At 59.5% G+C, this 18,740-nt stretch carries 17 protein-coding genes; 7 read left to right on the top strand and 10 right to left on the bottom strand.

From position 1 onward, the window contains the following. Window positions 1-6: 6 nt before the first annotated feature. The 4 genes from KI811_RS11120 to KI811_RS11105 all read left to right on the top strand — a co-directional run bounded on the left by KI811_RS11120 (window position 7) and on the right by KI811_RS11105 (window position 4,923). A complete protein-coding gene (locus KI811_RS11120; protein WP_214186537.1) occupies window positions 7-1,710 on the top strand; it encodes an FAD-dependent oxidoreductase in 1,704 nt (567 codons plus the stop codon). Next, window positions 1,710-2,750: a succinate dehydrogenase/fumarate reductase iron-sulfur subunit gene (locus KI811_RS11115; protein WP_246551661.1), complete on the top strand. Its 1,041-nt coding sequence runs from the start codon at window positions 1,710-1,712 to the stop codon at window positions 2,748-2,750. Before KI811_RS11120 ends, KI811_RS11115 begins: the two co-directional genes overlap by 1 nt. A gap of 52 nt (window positions 2,751-2,802) precedes the next feature. Next, window positions 2,803-3,651: a CoB--CoM heterodisulfide reductase iron-sulfur subunit B family protein gene (locus KI811_RS11110; RefSeq protein WP_214186536.1), complete on the top strand. Its 849-nt coding sequence runs from the start codon at window positions 2,803-2,805 to the stop codon at window positions 3,649-3,651. Between the two features lie 492 nt (window positions 3,652-4,143). Next, window positions 4,144-4,923, top strand: a complete 780-nt coding sequence (locus KI811_RS11105) for an AAA family ATPase (protein ID WP_246551659.1) — start codon at window positions 4,144-4,146, stop codon at window positions 4,921-4,923. Window positions 4,924-5,158: 235 nt separating this feature from the next. On the opposite strand, the gene KI811_RS11100 is transcribed toward KI811_RS11105, so the two are convergent. The 10 genes from KI811_RS11100 to KI811_RS11055 form a co-directional block, all read right to left on the bottom strand. Beyond that, window positions 5,159-7,495: a 3-keto-alpha-glucoside-1,2-lyase-like domain-containing protein gene (locus KI811_RS11100; RefSeq protein ID WP_214186535.1), complete on the bottom strand. Its 2,337-nt coding sequence runs from the start codon at window positions 7,493-7,495 to the stop codon at window positions 5,159-5,161. A 524-nt stretch (window positions 7,496-8,019) separates the two neighbouring features. After that, window positions 8,020-8,742, bottom strand: coding sequence for a DUF72 domain-containing protein (locus KI811_RS11095; RefSeq protein ID WP_214186534.1), 723 nt, complete (start codon window positions 8,740-8,742; stop codon window positions 8,020-8,022). After that, window positions 8,739-10,325 carry a non-homologous end-joining DNA ligase gene (gene ligD, locus KI811_RS11090; RefSeq protein ID WP_214186533.1) on the bottom strand — a complete coding sequence of 529 codons (1,587 nt, stop codon included), beginning with the start codon at window positions 10,323-10,325 and terminating at the stop codon, window positions 8,739-8,741. The genes KI811_RS11095 and ligD (KI811_RS11090) overlap by 4 nt, the downstream gene beginning before the upstream one ends. 21 nt (window positions 10,326-10,346) lie before the next feature. Further along, complete coding sequence (ligD, locus tag KI811_RS11085) at window positions 10,347-11,252, bottom strand: non-homologous end-joining DNA ligase (RefSeq protein ID WP_214186532.1); 906 nt, start codon at window positions 11,250-11,252, stop codon at window positions 10,347-10,349. Beyond that, window positions 11,249-12,028, bottom strand: coding sequence for a non-homologous end joining protein Ku (ku, locus tag KI811_RS11080; protein WP_214186531.1), 780 nt, complete (start codon window positions 12,026-12,028; stop codon window positions 11,249-11,251). Before ku (KI811_RS11080) ends, ligD (KI811_RS11085) begins: the two co-directional genes overlap by 4 nt. A 13-nt stretch (window positions 12,029-12,041) precedes the next feature. Beyond that, window positions 12,042-12,812, bottom strand: coding sequence for a non-homologous end joining protein Ku (ku, locus tag KI811_RS11075; RefSeq protein WP_214186530.1), 771 nt, complete (start codon window positions 12,810-12,812; stop codon window positions 12,042-12,044). Window positions 12,813-13,193: 381 nt separating this feature from the next. Further along, entirely contained in the window at window positions 13,194-13,508 is a 315-nt protein-coding gene (locus tag KI811_RS11070; RefSeq protein WP_214186529.1) for a type II toxin-antitoxin system RelE/ParE family toxin, read from the bottom strand. Then, window positions 13,505-13,783: a type II toxin-antitoxin system Phd/YefM family antitoxin gene (locus KI811_RS11065; RefSeq protein ID WP_214186528.1), complete on the bottom strand. Its 279-nt coding sequence runs from the start codon at window positions 13,781-13,783 to the stop codon at window positions 13,505-13,507. The genes KI811_RS11070 and KI811_RS11065 overlap by 4 nt, the downstream gene beginning before the upstream one ends. 125 nt (window positions 13,784-13,908) lie before the next feature. Next, complete coding sequence (locus tag KI811_RS11060) at window positions 13,909-14,676, bottom strand: hypothetical protein (protein WP_214186527.1); 768 nt, start codon at window positions 14,674-14,676, stop codon at window positions 13,909-13,911. A gap of 67 nt (window positions 14,677-14,743) precedes the next feature. After that, window positions 14,744-15,430: a hypothetical protein gene (locus tag KI811_RS11055; protein WP_214186526.1), complete on the bottom strand. Its 687-nt coding sequence runs from the start codon at window positions 15,428-15,430 to the stop codon at window positions 14,744-14,746. A gap of 576 nt (window positions 15,431-16,006) precedes the next feature. Here KI811_RS11055 and KI811_RS11050 point away from each other — a divergent pair. The 3 genes from KI811_RS11050 (at window position 16,007) to nrfD (ending at window position 18,663) form a co-directional block, all read left to right on the top strand. Further along, the gene (locus tag KI811_RS11050; RefSeq protein ID WP_214186525.1) at window positions 16,007-16,552 is read left to right on the top strand and encodes a cytochrome c3 family protein; all 546 of its coding nucleotides are present in this window, start codon (window positions 16,007-16,009) and stop codon (window positions 16,550-16,552) included. A 72-nt stretch (window positions 16,553-16,624) separates the two neighbouring features. After that, the gene (locus tag KI811_RS11045) at window positions 16,625-17,407 is read left to right on the top strand and encodes a 4Fe-4S dicluster domain-containing protein (RefSeq protein ID WP_214186524.1); all 783 of its coding nucleotides are present in this window, start codon (window positions 16,625-16,627) and stop codon (window positions 17,405-17,407) included. 2 nt (window positions 17,408-17,409) lie between these two features. Beyond that, window positions 17,410-18,663 (top strand): NrfD/PsrC family molybdoenzyme membrane anchor subunit, encoded by a 1,254-nt coding sequence (gene nrfD, locus KI811_RS11040; RefSeq protein ID WP_214186523.1) that lies wholly within the window; start codon window positions 17,410-17,412, stop codon window positions 18,661-18,663. The last annotated feature ends 77 nt before the right edge of the window (window positions 18,664-18,740 follow it).

Raw genomic sequence — 18,740 nt, 5'->3', positions numbered from 1 at the left:
GCTGTCATGGAGCACAAATTCGACATAGTCATCGTCGGCGCAGGGGGAGGGGGGCTGTTCGCCGCCCTGGAGGCGGTGCGCACCAACCCCCGGGTCTCCGTGGCCGTCATCTCCAAGGTCTACCCGACCCGCTCCCACACCTCCGCGGCCCAGGGGGGGGTCAACGCGGCCCTGGGGAACAAGGACCGGGACGACACCGTGGATCTCCATGTCTTCGACACCGTCAAGGGGAGCGATTACCTTGCGGACCAGGATGCCGTGGAGTACCTCTGCGGCCAGGCCCCGTCGGTGGTGCGGGAGCTGGAGAACCTGGGAGCGCCGTTCTCCCGGTTTGCGGACGGCACCATCGCCCAGCGCCCCTTCGGGGGGACGGTGAAGGACCGCTGCTGCTACTGCGCCGACAAGACCGGCCACACCCTCCTCCATACCCTCTTCGAGCAGTGTCTCCGCCGGGGGGTCACGTTCTTCAACGAGTACTTCCTCCTTTCCCTGGAGCATGCCGACGGCGACTGCCAGGGGGTCGTCACCCTCAACATGGCCACCAGCGCCATCGAGGCCTTTGTGGCTCCGGTCGTCATCCTGGCCACCGGCGGCCATGCCAAGATGTACTGGAACCGCTCCAGCAACGCCGCCGGCAACACCGGCGACGGCCAGGCCGCGGCCCTGCGGGCCGGCATTCCCCTGAAGGACATGGAGTTCATCCAGTTCCACCCGACGGGCCTGCGCAAGAGCGGGCTCCTGGTGACGGAAGGGGCACGGGGCGAAGGGGGGTACCTCCTCAACCGCCACGGCGAGCGCTTCATGGTCCGCTACGCCCCCCAGAAGATGGAGCTGGGGCCCCGGGACCTGGTGGCCCGCTCCATGGAGACGGAGATCATCGAGGGAAACGGCTTCGAGAGCGATGCCGGGAGCTACATCGAGCTGGATCTGCGCCACCTGGGTGCCGAGGCCATCAAGAAAAAGCTCCCCCAGATCAGGGAACTCTCCATGCACTTCGAGGGGGTGGACCCCATCGCGGAGCCGATCCCGGTCCGCCCCACGGCCCACTACTCCATGGGGGGGATCGACGCCCATATGGCAAAGACCGCGGTCCGCGGCGTCTTCGCCGTGGGAGAGTGCGCCTGCGTCTCCGTGCACGGGGCCAACCGGTTGGGGGGGAACTCGCTCCTGGACATCCTGGTGTTCGGGAAGCGGGCGGGGCAGGAGGCGGCCGAGGAGGCCCCCCGGCGCAAGGCCCTGGGGATACCCCCGGGCGCGGTTGCGGGGATGGCCGACGAAATCAGGTCCTACGCAAATCCTGAGCGATACGAGCGTTACGGCATTCTCAGGGAGGAGATGGGGAAGGCCATGGGGGACAACGTGGGGATCTACCGGGTCGAAGGGAGGCTCCGCAAGGGAGTGGAGGAGATCCTGGCCCTGCGGGAGCGCTTCCGGCGCATCCGGCTCTTCGACACGGGGACCGTCTACAACACCAACCTGATTCAGATCCTGGAGCTCAAGAACATGCTCGACCTGGCCTCCTGCGTTGCCCTCACCGCCCTGGCCCGGCAGGAGAGCAGGGGGTCCCATTTCCGCGAGGACTTCCCCCGGCGCGACGACCAAGCGTGGCACCTCCATTCCCTCTGCACCATGGAGCGGGACGGCGATATCCGTCTCGGCCACAAGCCGGTAACCATGGGGAAATACTCCCTCGAGACAAGGAGTTACTAATGGAACGGCGAGAGGTTTCATTCCGCATCTACCGCTACAACCCCCAGGTGGACCGCACTCCCTTCTACGACAACTTCAGGATTGCCGTCGAGAAGGGGATCACCATCCTTCGCGCCCTGAACCACATCAAGGAGCACCTGGAGCCGCGCCTCACGTTCCGGGCCTTCTGCCAGGCGGGGATCTGCGGTTCCTGCGCGGTCCGCATCAACGGGGTCTCGAAGCTTGCCTGCACGACCCAGGTCTGGGACGAGCTGGGGGGGGACGGGGAACACACGATCCTCATCGAGCCCCTGAACAATCTGGAAGTGGTCCGGGACCTGGTGGTGGACATCAACCCGATCATGGACAAGCTGAAAGAGAACTACAGCTGGGTGAAACCGGCGATCCCCCAGGAGAAGATGGGGCGGAAAGAGCATATCGTGAGCGACGGGGAGTTCGAGGCCATCAACGCGGCATCGGACTGCATTCTCTGCGGCTCCTGCTACTCGGAGTGCAGCATGATGGAGGTGAACCGGAGCTACATCTCGCCGCCGGTCCTCGTGAAGGCGTTCCGCATGAACAACGACTCCCGCGACACCCTCGCCTGTGAGCGGCTGGAGCGGGTCTCCTCCGATCATGGCCTGTGGGACTGTGCCCACTGCCACAAGTGCATGGAGCACTGCACCAAGAACATACCGATCATGGACGGCATCCACCGCCTGCGGGAGGAAGCCTTCGAGCGGGGGATGACCGACTCCGAGGGGGCCCGCCACGCCCAGGCCTTCTTCGACGACATCCGCGACGTCGGCAGGCTGAGGGAGGTCACCCTGCCGCTCCGCACCAAGGGGATGATCGGGAGCCTCGGGATGGTCCCCCTGGCGGTGAAGATGGGGCTCAAGGGTCGGACGCCACCCCTGTGGGTGCGGCCGATTCCCGACATCGACCGGGTCAGCGAAATCTACAGCCGCCTGGAGGCGAGCCGGGAGGATGCTGCTGAGGCAAGCAATCCGAGCCACGGAAGGACCCCCCTCAGTCCCCCCTACCCTGTAGGGGGGAAGTGAGCGGAGCGAGCAGGGGGGTGAACAGCACGCACGTTGTGAAAGCGAGGTTCCTATGAGATACGCATATTTCCTGAGTTGCATCAACGAGTCCATGACCAGGGAAGTGGACCAGTCCCTCAACCTGTGGAAGAAGGACCTGGACCTCGAACTGGTGAACCTGGAGAACGGGACCTGCTGCGGTGGGAGCAACCTCGATTACGTGAGCCCCGACCACTTCATCATCGTCAACGGGCGTAACATCGCCCTTGCGGAAAAAATGGGGCTCGATCTCGTGACCTCCTGCAGCACCTGCCTCCTGACCCTGCGCCGGGCCAAGCATCTCCTGGACACCTCCCCCGAGAAGCGGGAGCTGGTGAATGCCCATCTGGCGGACGAAGGGCTCCGCTATGAAGGGACCAGCGACGTGAAGCACCTCCTCTGGGTCATCAACGAGGATTACGGGCTGGAGAGGCTCGCCGGCAAGGTCACCACTCCCCTCTGGGGGGTCCGGTTCGCTCCGTTCTACGGCTGTCACATCCTGCGCCCCTCCTCCCTCCTGGGGAGGGACAACCCCGCCGCCCCCTCGTCCCTGGACCGCCTGGTGGAGGCAGTGGGCGGGAGCCTGGTGGAGTACGGCTCCAGGAACAAGTGCTGCGGCTTCCATACCCTCCTGGTGGCGGAGAAGCAGTCCCTCGCCATGACGGGGAACGCCCTTGAGGATGCGCTCCGGGCCGGGGCCGACTACATCGTCACCCCGTGTCCCCTCTGTCACACCGCCCTCGATGCCTACCAGGACAGGGCTCTGTCGGGACGTGCCGTGGCCGGAAATATCCCGGTCCTCCACCTCTCCCAGATGATCGGCCTCGCCCTGGGATATTCAAAAGAGGAGCTCGGCATAGACCGCCACATGGTCGCCGCATAGCCAGTCCGATACATCCTTCAGTGGACGAGCACTTACAGCCATGGGTGCTCCTTTCTCTGGCCGGGGGACGCTCCGGCCTTTTTTCATCCGAGGCTCTTGCAAAACTATTGCGGGGGCGGTCTGCGTTGTTGCCGCTCACTCGAAAGCTCAACGTACCTATGGGTACGCCTCGCTTCCTCGCTCGCTTGCGTCTAGCATTCCGCCCTCCTCACGACGTTTTGCAAGAGCCTCATCCTTTCCCCCTTTGCCCGTTTCCTTGAGCAGGAACGAGGTAACCCTTCTTTCCCACTATGTTACCGTACGGTAACGACGGTACGGCTCCTTACCCCCTTTTTACCGTGTGCTGTATCTAGACAATGCAATATTATCAAATAGTTGCAATATTTTGTGCGGCTCGGAGTATTTGGTACGCCACTTGCCATTAGGGAGTCATGGCAAGGAATCTCGATGGCTCGTCTGGCACCCGTCCGGTTTTCGCAGGAGGTGAAAATCATGGGAAAAATTCTGGAATTGGTTGGCGGCCCGCCCGCATCGGGGAAAACCACCTACATTCGAACAAACTATGAAGCCAAGGGTAACGGGGAGTTCGTGCATCTTGATTACGACGCAATGGTCGTCAAGGAAGCGGGGAGGTCCCGCGGAGATGTTCATGAACAGGATGTCAGGGATCATGTGAGCATGGTGTACGGTCGCGAGCGCTCCGCGGTAATTTACGGCGATGCCGGGAGAGTAACGGTGGATTGGCCTTTTTGCGTGTCGAAAAGGGCTGAGGAGTACATCTCGATTGGCCGCAACGCAGGCCGTTACATTGAATGCAATTTTTTTACGGCACAGGCCACCGAAGCCTGGAAACGGTCGCTGACCCGGCATGTGGCCGGAGAATACAACGCGTTTACGGTCTTTCTGAATAAACACGCCGACATTGGAGAATCATTGAGGCCGAGCTTTCAGGACTTTCTGGAAGCCCACCGTGACATGCCGTCTTCTGTCGAAAGAATTTTCCCCCAGGCCGATGTGGCGTATCTCTGGGACAACAACGAGCGGGACTCCGTGCCGGTGCTCATCGCAACGTGCAAAAAGGGCGAAAAAATTCACGTCATCGACCAGGTCCGGTGGGACAGGTTTCAGTACAAGCGAGAGATTGACATTGATGCCGAATTCGAGGTGCTGGACAGCCGTGTCGAGGAATTCCAGGGGAAGCCGAGAACCCTCTTCAAGGTGAAGTATGCCAATGTGATACGGAGTGGGAGAGAGAAGGAGTTTTTGATTTAGCCCATTCTGGAGAACGACATAATAGTATCCCTTGGAGCAAAACCTCTGGCCCTGCCGACCCCCAAAGGTAAGGGCGGCAGAAGAGGGAACATTCATCAATAATGTTCCCTCTTCTGCATCCCCTGCAATTACCGGATTATTTTCTATTAGACCGTTGGCCTCCCCTCTACCCTTAGTCAAGAAGATGATCTCCAGCTACCAGATCCAAGAAAGCCGTCTATCTTCGTGGTATTCCTTACAGGGGCTTGATGCGGATATTGCGGAACTGCACCCGTGACCCCGGATGGTGGTTCTGCAGCCCGATATGCCCTTTCAGCGGCCGGCTCCCGTCCCCGGTGAGCTGGCTGACGATTTCCCCGTTCAACTTCACCGTAAAGTTATTTCCCTGCGCCTGGATCTCATAGACGTTCCACTGCCCAATCGGCTTCGATGCCAGCCGGGAGGCCGCCGCAAAAGTGTAGATGGCGCCGGTTTCATGGAGGGCGTCGCCAAAGCTGTTGGTGTCGGGGTTGTAGCCCCGGTCGTCAATCTGAATCTCATATCCTTTGTCCACCGCAAGCTTCCAGTCGTTTGCCGGGTCGCTGCTCCCCAGGATCGGGAAGCGGATGAAAACGCCCGAGTTGTCGAAGATGCTCGATGCCCGCCAGTCTACTTTGAGGATAAAGTCGGCGAACTCGGCCTTCGTGTACCAGAGGAGGCCGATCCCTCCCTGCGATTCGAGAATGGTGTTGCCGATGGCGTTGAACCTTCCCGATCCGGCCATCTGCCAATCCGCAAGCGAGCCGGTGAAAAGCGGGGTGAATCCCGCCTCGACCGTCGGCACGGCGATTGCCGAAGCGGTGCGGCGCGCCAGGGAGAAGGCGGTCAGGGAGGGGTTGGCGGAGCCAAGGGTGGGGAAGATGGCCGGGCCGGCAACGTACGCGTTGCCGACATGATGGAACCTTCCGTTCAGGTCGGTGACGGAGGTGGTGGAGTCGGTACCCATCCAGAGGGTGCCCGCTTCGTGGTGGGTCGTGCCGAGGCCGTCGCGGACCTTGTTGTTGGGATCATTGGGGCGGTTGTTGGTGCTGGGCGGGGGAGGCGTCGGTTGCCATCCCCCGTCGTAGAAATACTGGATATTGGCAGGGTCGTTGTTTGCCAGTTGCTGCGCCAGGGCAATCGCCGCGTCGTCCATGGCCCGCCAAAGCTGGTCATCGTCGGCGGTCTTCACCAGGTTTACCCACGCCCGCCGCATGAAGAACTCGTCCTGCTGGTCGGCAACGTTAAGGGTCAGATTCATCCAGCTCGTTCCCGCGTTCTGGGGCATGGCGTTCTTGTCGCCACCCATTTCACCGATCCCGCGCAGGGTGATGACAATCCAGTTGGGGTCCTGGTTCGCCAGGATCTGGTGCTGGAGGTCGATGTCGGGAATCATGCGGAACATGTTCTTTTCCGGGTTGGCGCCCTGCACGTCGGCGGCGGTTACCTGGAGGTGGTAGCGTCTGTTTCCTCCGCCGGCCGTTGCCGAGCCCCGGACCAACAGGGCAGCGGCCTCAAGCTGCGTTGGCGGTGTCTGCAGGCCGCTGAAAACGGAGCGCTTGATGCGGACGGTGGTGTTGCTGCGCAGGTGGGCCATCAGGTTTCGTCCCATGAGCGCCGTCGGGAACGATTCCAGGGCCAGGCGGGTCGACTCTATGGTACTCGCAGCGAGCACAACCGAACAGTCGGGTGAAAGGTTGAGGAACTGGTGCTGGCCGTTCACGTAGAGTTCGATCTGCACCACCTGCCCTCCGCTCGTGTTCAGCCTCACGACGTGGGCCCTCGGCACGACGAAGAGCCGCCGCTGTGAATCAGGCGTAGGGGCGCCCGGATTCACGTCCTCCCGGACGGCATCGGACAGGATCGGGGCGCTGCTGTATTTGTCGAAACTGAAGAGGCCGGGGGCAGGCGCCGCCCCTTGTACCGCGAGTGGTGCTTCCTCTATTGCGGTGACCGTCGGCACGCTCCCCTGCACCGCCTGGAAGCGTGAAAAGAGGGACTGGAAGAGGGGGCCGGAGATGTAGTCGGTGGTTGGATTGACTCCGGTTTCCTCTTCCACGGACGGGTAGGTGGCCCCAAGGTAGGTGACGAGCTCTGCGGGCCATTGCGCCAAGTCCGCATCGGTGAGGCGTGGCGACCAGCCGCCCCAGAAAAGGGACCTTCCCCCGACGCAGTAGGCGAGGCCCGGGAAGGATTCGGCGCTGTGCCAAGGGTTTCCCCATACGAGGCTGCGCGTCTGGGGATCATCCTGATTGAAGGAGACCCGTGCGGGGCTGGGCGCGTTAAGACCCATCTGGGTGAGGTTCTGGATATGCTCGGAGGCCAGGAACGGACCTGCCTCCAGCACCAGCACCCTCCCTCCTGCGCGGTATATCTTCTCGGCGCAATAGGCGCCGTACATCCCCGCGCCGATCACGACCGCATCGAAGGGGAGGCCTCCGTTGTTGACCGCTTCGTCCCAGGTATTGCAGATAAAGCGGCCCAGCATGTCGACCGATAAGGTGGTATTTTGGATCAGCACTGTTTCATTCACTTCCGTAAGGCGGTTAATCATGGTGTTCTCCTTTTCCCTGGAGGGCATCGAAACGACTGCTGCAAGTGTAACTTGTTAAAATGATTGTGCAACATTGAGGGACTGGCAGTGGCCGAAACCTTATGCCGGAAGCTGCGACTCCCTCCTTCAGCAACGCTCACACCCTCCGGCGCCGTCTATCATGTCATCCTCCGTGGCAACGGCCTTTTCGGATGATAAAGATTTGCTTGAGATAATTTTCCCCATTCTATTTGGGACATTTATCCACTGTTTCCGGCACTTGTTCCGCTACCTGTGCCGACCCTGAAGCAGTCTGAAGTGTATACGCGGAAAATTTGCTATTGACACGTGATTTCAGTTGGTTACGAGTGGTGCTCATTCATTGTGCAGGATGCAGAAGTGCCCAATGATACGTGACAATCCTGAAACATATCCACAGTTGCGGGTGACTTATCCACACCCGCCGTGGAAAGCGTGTGACGCACCGATTTTCATGGCCATTTTTTCATATTAGGGATTCCTTCCGCCCCGATGGTCGCCGTCGCTCACCCCACCCCGGCAATCTCGCGAAACTGCAATGCGGTTTCGGGGCCGGTGATGGGGCTGCCCTCCTCTTCCTCGTGCTTGAAAAAGACGAAAACTTTCTCCCATCGCTGCGAGCGGATTTTTTCCAGCCAGTGGGCCAGATCGGCTTGCGCGTAGTGGAAGCGGCGCAGGCGCAGATAGCCCCAATCCGCCGTGCCGATGATCTCGCCCGGCGGCTTCTCGTCGGTATCCTCCAGGCAGAGGGCGAATCCTCTTTCTCTGAGGAGATCGGCGACGCCGGCATCGAGCCAGGTGGGGCTCCGGAAGTCGAAGGCGCAGCGGGCACCAGCGGGGATGAGGGGGAGGAATTCCTCCAGGGCGGGAAGGTTCTTCCTGGCGTGGAAGCTCTTGGGGAACTGGAACAGGGCCGGCCCGAGCAGCTCCCCCAGGACCGACAGGGTCCTGAAGAAGTAGCCGGTCTCCTCCTCCACGTTCCGGAGCTGCTTCAGGTGGGTGATGACCTGGGGGGCCTTGAGCGCGAAGGCGAAATCGTCGGGAACCTGCTCCGCCCAGGGGGCGAGAACTCTCTCCGTGGGCATGTGATAGAACGTGTAGTTGATCTCCACCGCGTTGAGGCGCTGCGCGTAGAAGCGGAGCATCTCCTTGGGGGAGATCTTTTCGGGATAGAAGATCCCCTTCCATTCCTTGTAGCCATATCCGCTGGTGCCCACATGGATTTTCATGGTTTCATCCCTTCCCGCACCACTTCGCCGGCGGCCTTGTCCTCGCGCAGCCGCAGGAAAACGGGGTGCCTCATGACGCCGTCGTCGGTCCAGCCGGACAGGGCAACCTCGCAGACCAGTTCCGGCTTCACCCAGGTGGCCGGGGTGTTGGTCTTCGGCTCCACCCGGAAAGGACACTCGCCCTGGATGAGAGGGGTAAGCCGTTCGCTGATTTCCTGCAGATCCTTCGCCGAGAACCCCCCTCCCGCATGGCCGATGTAGACCAGTTCGCCCCCTTGGAACACCCCCAGGACAAGGGCGCCGAAATGCCTCCTCCCCCCCCTCGGTTCCGTGAACCCGGCGATCACCCCTTCCTGGGTGGGCTGCCTCTTCACTTTCAGCCACTGCCGGCTCCGCTTCCCCGGCTGGTACGTGCTGCGGGAATGCTTGGCGATGATCCCTTCGAGCCCCTTTTGCCCGGCGACATTAAAAAACAGGACCCCCTCCTGCCGGACGTGATCGCTGAATCTGATTCTCGGAGACGAGGGGAGGATTCGTTTCAGGAGCTCTTTCCGTGTGGTCAGGGGGAGGCCGGTCAGGTCGTGCCCTTCGAGGTGCAGGAGGTCGAAGACGTAGTAGAGGAGATGGCCGCTTCCGGATGCCGGGTAGTTCTGGAGCATCTGGAAATCGGGGCGCCCCTCCTGGTCGACCACGACGATCTCGCCGTCCAGGACGGCCTCGAAGCCCAGTTCCCGGAGCGCATCGGCCACCGGCGCAAACTTTTTCTCCAGCGGGGTCAGGTTCCGGGAGTAGAGCGAGACGTCCCCATCCCGGAGTTCGGCCACGGCCCGGTAGCCGTCCCATTTCACCTCGAAGACCCAGTCGGGGTGGTCGAAGGGTGCCTCGGCCGGAGTCGCGAGCATCGGCCGGACGCCGCGGGGCATGGGGGCAGGGGGGGCCTCCTTCAGCTCCGGGCTTTCCAGGGCCTCCCGAAGACGGATCCGCTCTCTCTTCTTCTGCCCGGATGCTTTCCCCGGGGCGGATTCGAAAACCTCCTCCAGGGTCTTGCCGGAGAACACCGAACGGTTATCGCCGAGGATGTCTTCCCTGGTGGCAAAGCGATCCTTCTTCTTCAGGAGCAGCCACGACTTTCCGTCCTGTCCCGTCTTCACCAGCGCGAATTCGCCCCGGAGCTTCTCCCCTTCGAGGATGAATTTCAGATCCCCCTTTTTCAGCCCCGCCAGAAGCGCTTTCTCGCCTTCCTCGCCATCGCCCGCGGTAGGGTGGCGATAAAAGCCCCGGTCCCAGATGATGACGCTTCCGGCCCCGTAATTCCCCTCCGGGATGACCCCCTCGAAATCCTTGTAATCGAAGGGATGGTCCTCGACCATGACGGCGAGCCTTTTGAGGGAAGGGTCGAGGGACGGGCCCCTGGGGACGGACCAGCTCTTGAGCACTCCCTCCATCTCGAGCCGAAGGTCGTAGTGGAGGGCCCGGGCCGCGTGCTTGTGGATGACGAAAACGAGCCGCTTCTCCCCGGGACGAGGCGCCGGTTCCGGCGTCTCCCCGAATTTTCGCTTGGCGGCGTATTCCTGCAATCCCATGGGCCGATCCCTCGCGAGCCGCTACAAATGGGGAAGTGTTTGCTTCTTCACCAGCACCTCCCGGAAGAGGTCCCCCGTTTTCCCGGCTCTGGCCACGGCTTCCGCGGCGGTGACATGGAACCGTTCCGGGTCGCCGCGCTCTGCCAGTCTCTCCAACTCCTCCCATGCCAGGGGGAACGAGACGATCGGCTTTTCCCGGGCCCGCAGGGAATAGACGCAGATCATCGTCTTTGTCGGGTCGTTCTGGGACCAGTTGATGAAGACCTTTCCGGTCCGGGCGTCCTTTGCCATTTTTGCCGTCACCAGGTCCGGATAGTGTTTCTGCAGGATCATGGCAACGGCCCGCGAAAACGTCTTGGTCTCCTCGAAGGTCGTTCCCTCGCGGTTCAGGGGGACATAGACATGGAGCCCCTTTCTCCCCGAGGTTTTGACATGGCCTTCAAGCCGCAGCCGGGAAAGGAGTTCCCGAAGGATCAGCGCCACCCGGGCGCAGTCGAGGATGTTCGCCCGGTCGCCGGGGTCCAGGTCGAAGACCATGGCATCGGGGATCCCGGGGGAGCCGGTCCTGGCCAGGGGGACGTGGAGTTCAAGGGACGCAAGGTTCTCCACCCACGTGAGCGTTTCCAGGTCGTTCACCAGGCAGACCGTCATCGGCTCTCCCCCCTCCAGGGGCACCTGGGCCGTTTTCACCCAGTCCGGATGGTGGGGAGGGCAGCGCTTCTCGAAGAAGAAATCCTTTTCCACCCCGTCGGGGTAGCGCTTCAGGGTCAGAGCCCGGTCCTTCAGGTGGGGGAGAATGAACGCCGCCATGCGGGTATAGTATTCCAGGACACTGGCCTTGGTGAAACCCTGGGCGGGATAGAACTCCTTTTCAAGGTTCGACAGGGAGAGCCTCTTCCCGGCGATCTCGACAAACGTGCGGCTCATGTCCCCTTCTTCACCGTGCGCATGATCTCCTCCAGGGCCGCCACCAGATCGACAGGTCCTTCTTCCACGTCCTCCTCCACGGAGGGCGCTTCCACCGGGGGCCTTTCCCGCGCTTTTCTCTTCAGGAGATCCACGATCCGTTCCCGACGCTCGTCCCCATAGTCTCCCGGATTGAAATCGGCCATCATCTTCCCGATGCTCTTCTTCATGCGGCTCTTCACATCGGCTTCAAGCGTCCCGTCCCTCGGCGCGATCTCCCCGGCGGGGAGTATCTCCTCGCGGTAATGGAGCGTGGTCAGGGCCAGCGCTCCCTCAGTGCTCCTGACCGCCACGAGGTATTCGCGCTCGGCCAGCACGAATTTCGCAAGCCCGGCCTTGTTGGTCCGGCGCATCACCTCGGCCAGGAGCCGGTAGGATTTTTCGCCCCCCTTCAGGGGAACGAGGTAGTAGGGGTGATCGAAATAGATCGGGTCCACTTCCGCCAGGTCGATGAAGTCGACGATCTCGATGGTGCGGCTCCGTTCGGGCGACACCGATTCCAGTTCCTCGGCGGTCACCGGTATGTATTGCTCGGGGCCGATCTCGTATCCCCTGACGATCTCCTCGGGAGGGACCATCGCCTCTTCCTTCGGGCAGAACATCCTCCTCGCCAAGGGAGAGAAATCCTCGCCGTGGAGGAGGCGGAACGAGACCCGGCCGGGCTCCACCGCCTTCACCAGTTGCACCGGAATCGCCACCAGGCTGAAACTGATCGTGCCGCTCCAAATCCCCTGCATGCCGTCCCCCCGTTCAGGCCACCTTCTTCAGGCTCGCCTCAAGAGCTTCCAGGAGCTTGTCCGGCGCTGTCGGCTTCAGGCGCTTCGGACGCAGAATGGCGACCTTCTCGCCCCGGACCTTCTGCTCGATGAGCTGCTGCAGCTTCTTCTGGTGCTCGTTCGCGAATTTCTCCGGCTGGAACGGCGCGGCCAGTTGATTGATCAGGTCGATCCCGATCTTCAGCTCCCTCTCGGTCAGGGGAATCTCGTCCAGTTGGAGAGAGCCAGCCCCGATCACTTCGTCGGCATGGCGCAGGGTATGGAGGCGAAGAATCCCCCCCCGTGCCTCCAGTGCCCCGAGATAGGCCCGCTTCCTCATGGCCCAGGTGCAGATGCCTGCCGCGTCCATCTCCCCCAGGGCCGCCGCCAGCTCGTTGTATCCCCGTGCAGGGAGGTCGGGCTCCAGGTAGTAGGCGTGGCCGAGAAAGAGGGGATCGATCCCGTCGCGCGTTACAAACTCGTGGACTTCGATCATCCGGCTGCTTTCGGGGGAGAGTTCCTCCAGCTCTTCCGGATCGACGATGAGGTATTTCCCTTCCTCCACTTCAAATCCCTTGATCTGCGCCTCCGCCGGCACCGGCTTTTTTTCAAGGGCGCAGATCATCTGCTGGCGCAGTCTCACGAGATCGTGCCGATGCAGGAGGTGAAACTGGATGCGATCCTCCCTGACCGCGGCATGGAGTTTCACCGCTATATCCGTATCCGCAAAATGGATAGTCCCTTTCCAGATGGTTCCCCCTGTCATACGGGTTCCTCCGTTCGCTCTGCCGGGTATCGCCATTCGTTTCGCCCTGTTACGGGCCGTGCCCGTAGGGGTAGTATCCCACGAAATGTCCCGTTGTCCATTAGGGGGGTTCCGGACGTCCGATGCACGTATGAATGAGGAATGAGGAGAATGTTTCGCGGGAGGCAGCTCGTGGATGCTGACGGGTGAACGAGGACTTTAAAGCGAGGGGAGGAGAATTGGAGGCTGCGAAGGGGACGCAGTTGATTTGTTGATTAAGCGTTGAGTTGGTCAACTAATCAACTACGCCCCCCAAGGGGGGCTAGAACACCAATAGCTGAGCTGCGGGCCACCGCACTAACAGGTAGAATATTCTACGAGAAGCAAGACCGTATCTTCCTGTCAGCTCGGCGGTTTGTTAGCCGAATTCTCCGACGGATCCTCGGGAATCTGTGCGCCGTGCCATACAGCCACGATCCATACCACGTTATTTTTTGCCCGGTAGAAAAACCGATAAGGTTTGACGATGACCTCGCGGTAGGGAATATCCGGAAACTCCGGGAGGTTTCGCCCGGAGTCGGGATACTCACAGAGCCGGGAGAGAATCTTCTCGGCCGTTTGCCGAAACGAAAACGCCGCGGACGGTTTGTCGCGGCGGATATAGGCTAATGCTCGCAGAAATTGTTCGCGGGCCGAGGGGGTAAAGATAATCTTCATGGTTGTTCTGCCAGCAAAGCATCGGCTTCGGCCATCACTTCTTCCAAACTGAAGCCGACACCTGCTTCGATTTCCTTCTCGCCACGAGCAAGCAACCTCAGGATTTCAAGTTCATGCTGTGTTTGCTCGTACTCTTTCATGCTGACCATTACGGCAGCGGCTCTTCCGCGCTGCGTAATGAACAGTGGGTCACGTGAGGCCGATACGCTTTTGATGATGCCGTTGGCGTCTCGGCGAAGATCCGATATGGGAATGATTTTGGGCGCTCTTTGCATTGGACGTACCTCCTTTTGTACGTCCAAGCGTATCACTGAAGGATTGGCTGCGCAATGCGTTTTCGGCTAACGGCTCGCGGATGACCTGCGCGGCGTTGTAAGTCGCGCCAGTGTCTACGCCGTGGTTATGTCGAAGAGAGTATCCTCTCCACAAAACCAATGAGTTTTACTCCCTTGTCAACCAAATCAATTCCAGCAGACACTCCTTCATTCGCTGTTTTAGCTCCGTCAGCTATGTCTTTGACTTTCTGCCACACCTTTGACAAAACTTTCACAGGCTCAGTGTTTTTTGCTGCCGCAAAAACCTCCTGATTCTCTATGACCTCTCCGTAAGCACTTTTAACTACCTCAGACAAGGCCTTTGCACCAATGATGGGGTAACTGTATAGTGCTTCACGGATCTTTATAATGTGGTTCTCAATGATTCGCTTCAATGGAATAGGGAGCTTACTTTCCTCAAGAAGCTTATCTAATGTTTTAACTAACTCTTGGATTTCTTGTATCTCATTCTGATCGATTTCTAGTTCTTCTTCTGACAGGATTTCAATACAGAATCTGAGAGAGAGAAGGGTGTCAGGCGAAAGGTGTGTATTATAGGAATTCCAACCTGCAGTAATTCCATGAGGAACAATTGCTGACCTTGCTTTGTTTAGATACGGAAGATACAGCGGTTGCGAGAAATCTGTTTCGTTCATTAACCGTTCTAGGACATCGATCTCTCCGTACAACTGGTTGAGACACCTAGATATCTCAAAGTTTCTTCTTGTTTCATCTGGCTCATCAATTCCAAAAACTTTTGTCCATACCTGTGCTGTAGCCTGATTCGTGTGCTGATTCACGGCATCTTGCAGTACGTGATAGACCCTAGTGGCAGTATTAATTCTGCTGGACATGCATCCTCCTATCTAATCTGCACATAACGGCTTGAGGGTGACCAGCGGCGGTTTTCAGCCGACTGGTCTAACCGAGTGTTGGGTGTTTCTTTTCGACTGGGGTAAAAATGCCTAACAGCAAGCTGATCATTGTTATTGCGATCCAGCAATAAAAATTAGGCCGCGAGCGTTTCCGATTTTCCCGCCATATCTCATTTACCAGCACATCCTGCTCTCTAAATTCTTGATCCTCTTTTGTAGGTTGATATAGTAGTTTATCCCCAGTTTCAGTGAAATATTCAACAGTCTTACCTTCGTAGGTGTATTTATCTCTCGCATACATCTTAGAAAGCTTTGACTTTAACTTTACATCATAATTGTGACTTTCAATATTTTGCCTTAATAGTTCTGCATTTGGTTTAGGTATAGTGTAATTGAATGTCATTGTAAAATATAATGTAACCAAATAGAAGGCACATATTCCAAGGCCTGCCACTAAATAAAGAATAGCAAATAATTTACGAAGTTTTTTTCTAAGCAACCTGAGACCTATAATCACAAGACTCATAGCAAAAACCACATTACCCGACCAGGAAATTTGCCCAACTACTAAATATTGCCATGTATGTTTCAGTTCTTGAAACTTTCTCCAGTCGCTTAATGTGACGATCTTGTCAGGGAGTTTTGGCAAAAAACCCTCAGCAACCGCCGCAATTATGATCATTGCGAACCCAGCAAAGATAACCCATTCACTTTTCTGTCTTACCCAATTCATATAGGTTTTTCCATTCTGTTTCACCCAACTCATTATTGAGCGGTTCACGCGCGCGTGCGCGTGAACCGCTCATCATCCCAAATAGAACATTTCTACCCATTCTTCCCCAAAATCAGCCGCCGGCCGGCTCGTCGAGGGATGCTTCCTCCTAGTCTGTTGTAGACGCCCGACTCCGGGATGTCAAACATTAAAGCCCTCATACCAAATACGGTTTACAGCCGTCTCCTCCCTCCCACCGACGTCCTGTCGGCCCCCGAGACACGTAACCTTTCTCACCCATCCGTTACCGCAAGGTAACGTCGGTTCCTCCCACGGCCATTCATTGGGCGCTTCTTTTTCTTAGCAAGTTCATATTTATCACAGGGTTATGACTTTTTGTCCCGGCAGGCGCTTTTGGTACGCCGTTTGCCATTGTCCTGTTGTGCTGTTTAATTCAGTTATCAGCCAACAGAGTGGGTTTGAGAGGCTGAAGCGCGACAGATGTAAAATGTAAAACGCGGTTTTCATATCTTGCCCTGGCGGTGTCGAGGCACGCCGGCAAGAGGTGAACGAATTCGGAAGAGAAGGGAGAATCCCATGGGGAATCACGTCTGGCGGCCGCTCTATATCGCCGTGGCCCTGATCGCTCTGGTCCTCGTAGCCAGAACGTTCCTGGTGCCGAAGGACTTCGGCATCCACGAGCGGGGGTACATGTACGGCTGGCACCGCAAGGGGAATGAGGCCGAGTGGAAGGCCGTGACGGTCAAGTACCGGACGGCCGCCTCCTGCAAGGCGTGCCACGAGGACAAGGCGGAAAGCCTGGCCCGCACCCCCCACGGGATCATCTCCTGCGAGAACTGCCACGGGCCGGCCCTGAACCACCCCGACGACCCGCCCACCCTCACCATCGACCGGAGCCGCAAGCTCTGCCTCCGCTGCCATGCGGCCCTCACCACCCCCACCAGCGGCAGGGCCTCCATCGCCGGCATCAACCCCGAGACCCACAACCCCGAGGCGGAATGCACCCTGTGCCACGACCCCCACAACCCGGTTATAAGGGAGGCTCTTGCAAAAAGTCATGAGGAGGCCGGGGTGCACGGCGCAAGCGAGCGAGGAAACGAGGCGTACCCATTGGTACGTTGAGCCTTCGAGCGAGCGGCAACAAAGCAGACCGGCCCCGCAGTAGTTTTGCAAGAGCCTCAAGGAGCCAAAGGGATGAACAGACGAGACTTTCTCAAGAATAGCATCACGGTCATCGCGGGGCTGGCGGTTCCCCTCTCGGCCCTGGAACTCATCAGCCCGAGGAAGCTCCTGGCCACAAAGGGAGACGAATCGCCGGTCCGGTGGGCCTTCCTGGTGGACACCCAGGCCTGCGTCGGGTGCGGCTTCTGCGTCAAGGCGTGCAAGACGGAGAACGAGATCCCCCACGAGACCAACATCACCCGCACCTGGGTGGAACGGTACGTGGTCACCCGGAAGGGGAAGACCTACGTGGATTCTCCCCGGGGGGCCCGGGATGGCTTCACCACGGACCGGATCGACCAGGGCGAGGAAGGGTTTCGCGAGGTCAAGGCGGAGGAGATCGAGAAGGCGTTCTTCGTGCCCAAGCTCTGCAACCAGTGCGATAACCCGGCCTGCGTCCAGGTCTGCCCCGTGGGGGCCACCTACCAGACCCCCGACGGCGTGGTGCTGGTGGACCGGAAACACTGCATCGGCTGCGCCTACTGCATCATGGCCTGCCCCTACGGGGTCCGCTCCTTCAACCCGGCCTACAAGACGGCGGAGAAGTGCACCTTCTGCTACCACCGGATCAGTCAGGGGATGAAGACGGCCTGCGTGGACGCCTGCCCCTTCGGCGCCCGGAAGATCGGCAACCTGCGGGACCCCGACGATCCCGTGACGAAAACCATCATGTCCGGACGGGTCGGCGTCCTGAAGGAGCAGTACGGCACCAAGCCGCAGGTCTACTATCTCGCCCTTTCCCGGGAGGTGAAATAGCCATGGTACACGGTGAAGCATGGACGCTGAAAGAGCTGTTCGTCTACCCCAACGAGTACATCTACTGGACCATCCAGATCGTCATGTACCCGTTCATGACCGGCCTGGTGGCCGGCGCCTTTGTCCTCTCGTCCCTCTATCACGTCTTCGGGATCAAGCAGTTGAAGGACATAGCCCGCTTCTCGCTGGTTTTCTCCTTCGCCCTCCTCCCCGTGGCCATGATACCGCTCCAGCTCCACCTCCAGCACCCGGAGCGGGGGATCGAGGTGATGCTGACCCCCCACTTCACCTCGGCCATCGCCGCCTTCGGCATCGCCTTCTCCACCTACGGGATGATCGTTGCCTCGGAGCTCTGGTTCGTCTACCGGAAGCACTTCGTGGAGACGGCCCAGGCCCTCGGCGCGAAGCGGGACAAGACCATCCCCGAGCGGGGGCAGCAGCTCCTCTTCTCCCTCCTCACCCTCGGGGCCTGGGACATCAGCGAGCAGGCCCTGGCCAGGGATGAGAAGGCGGTGAAGGTCATGGCGACGGCGGGGATCCCGGTGGCCTGCCTCCTCCACGGCTATGCAGGCTTCATCTTCGGCTCCGTGAAGGCCAACGCCCTCTGGACCACCCCCCTCATGCCCTTCATCTTCATCTGCTCCGCCGTGGTGTCGGGGATCGCCCTCTGCGTCCTCTGCTACATCGCGACCATGGAGATCCGCAAGCTCATGGTCGCCTGGAAGAGGAAGAGCGACCCGAGCCTCCCCACGCCGGAAGAGATCAGGACCGTGGAGATGTTCGAGGTCACCATGACCGCAAAATACCTGGTCCTGGCCCTCCTGGCGGCCCTGGGGCTGGAGCTCCTGGACCTCCTCTTCCGGGACTACGCCAAGTTCAGCTCGTGGGAGATCGTGCGGAGCCTCATCTACGGCAAGGATTTCGTCAACGTCTTCGTGATCCAGTACGGCATCGGCAACCTGGTCCCCCTGGCCCTCTTCCTCCTGCCGCGGCTCACCGTGCGGCGGGCGGTCGTGGCCACGCTCCTGGTCCTCATGGGGGTCTTCATGATGCGGTGGAACCTGGTCATCGGCGGCCAGGCCTTCTCTGCCTCCTTTTCCGGCTACATGCACTACGAGCTTCCCATCATCCCCCACGACATCGAGACCTTCAAGGAGGGGCTTCTGGGCGCCCTGCTGGTGGGGGTGCTGCCGTTCATCTTCTTCTGGGGGCTGAACAAGATTTTCCCGGTTTTCAAGTGCGAGGATACCCACTGAAAAAAAGTTTGGAGCCAATTTCGATTACTTGACTAAAGTCAAGGCCACAAAGTTGCAAAACGCTATTTTACGGATAA

Origin of the sequence: Geobacter hydrogenophilus, from assembly GCF_018501225.1 — a bacterium.
GTDB classification, from domain to species: domain Bacteria; phylum Desulfobacterota; class Desulfuromonadia; order Geobacterales; family Geobacteraceae; genus Geobacter; species Geobacter hydrogenophilus.
Note: the sequence above shows the minus strand (reverse complement) of the source record. Positions and strands in the feature narration are given on the sequence as shown.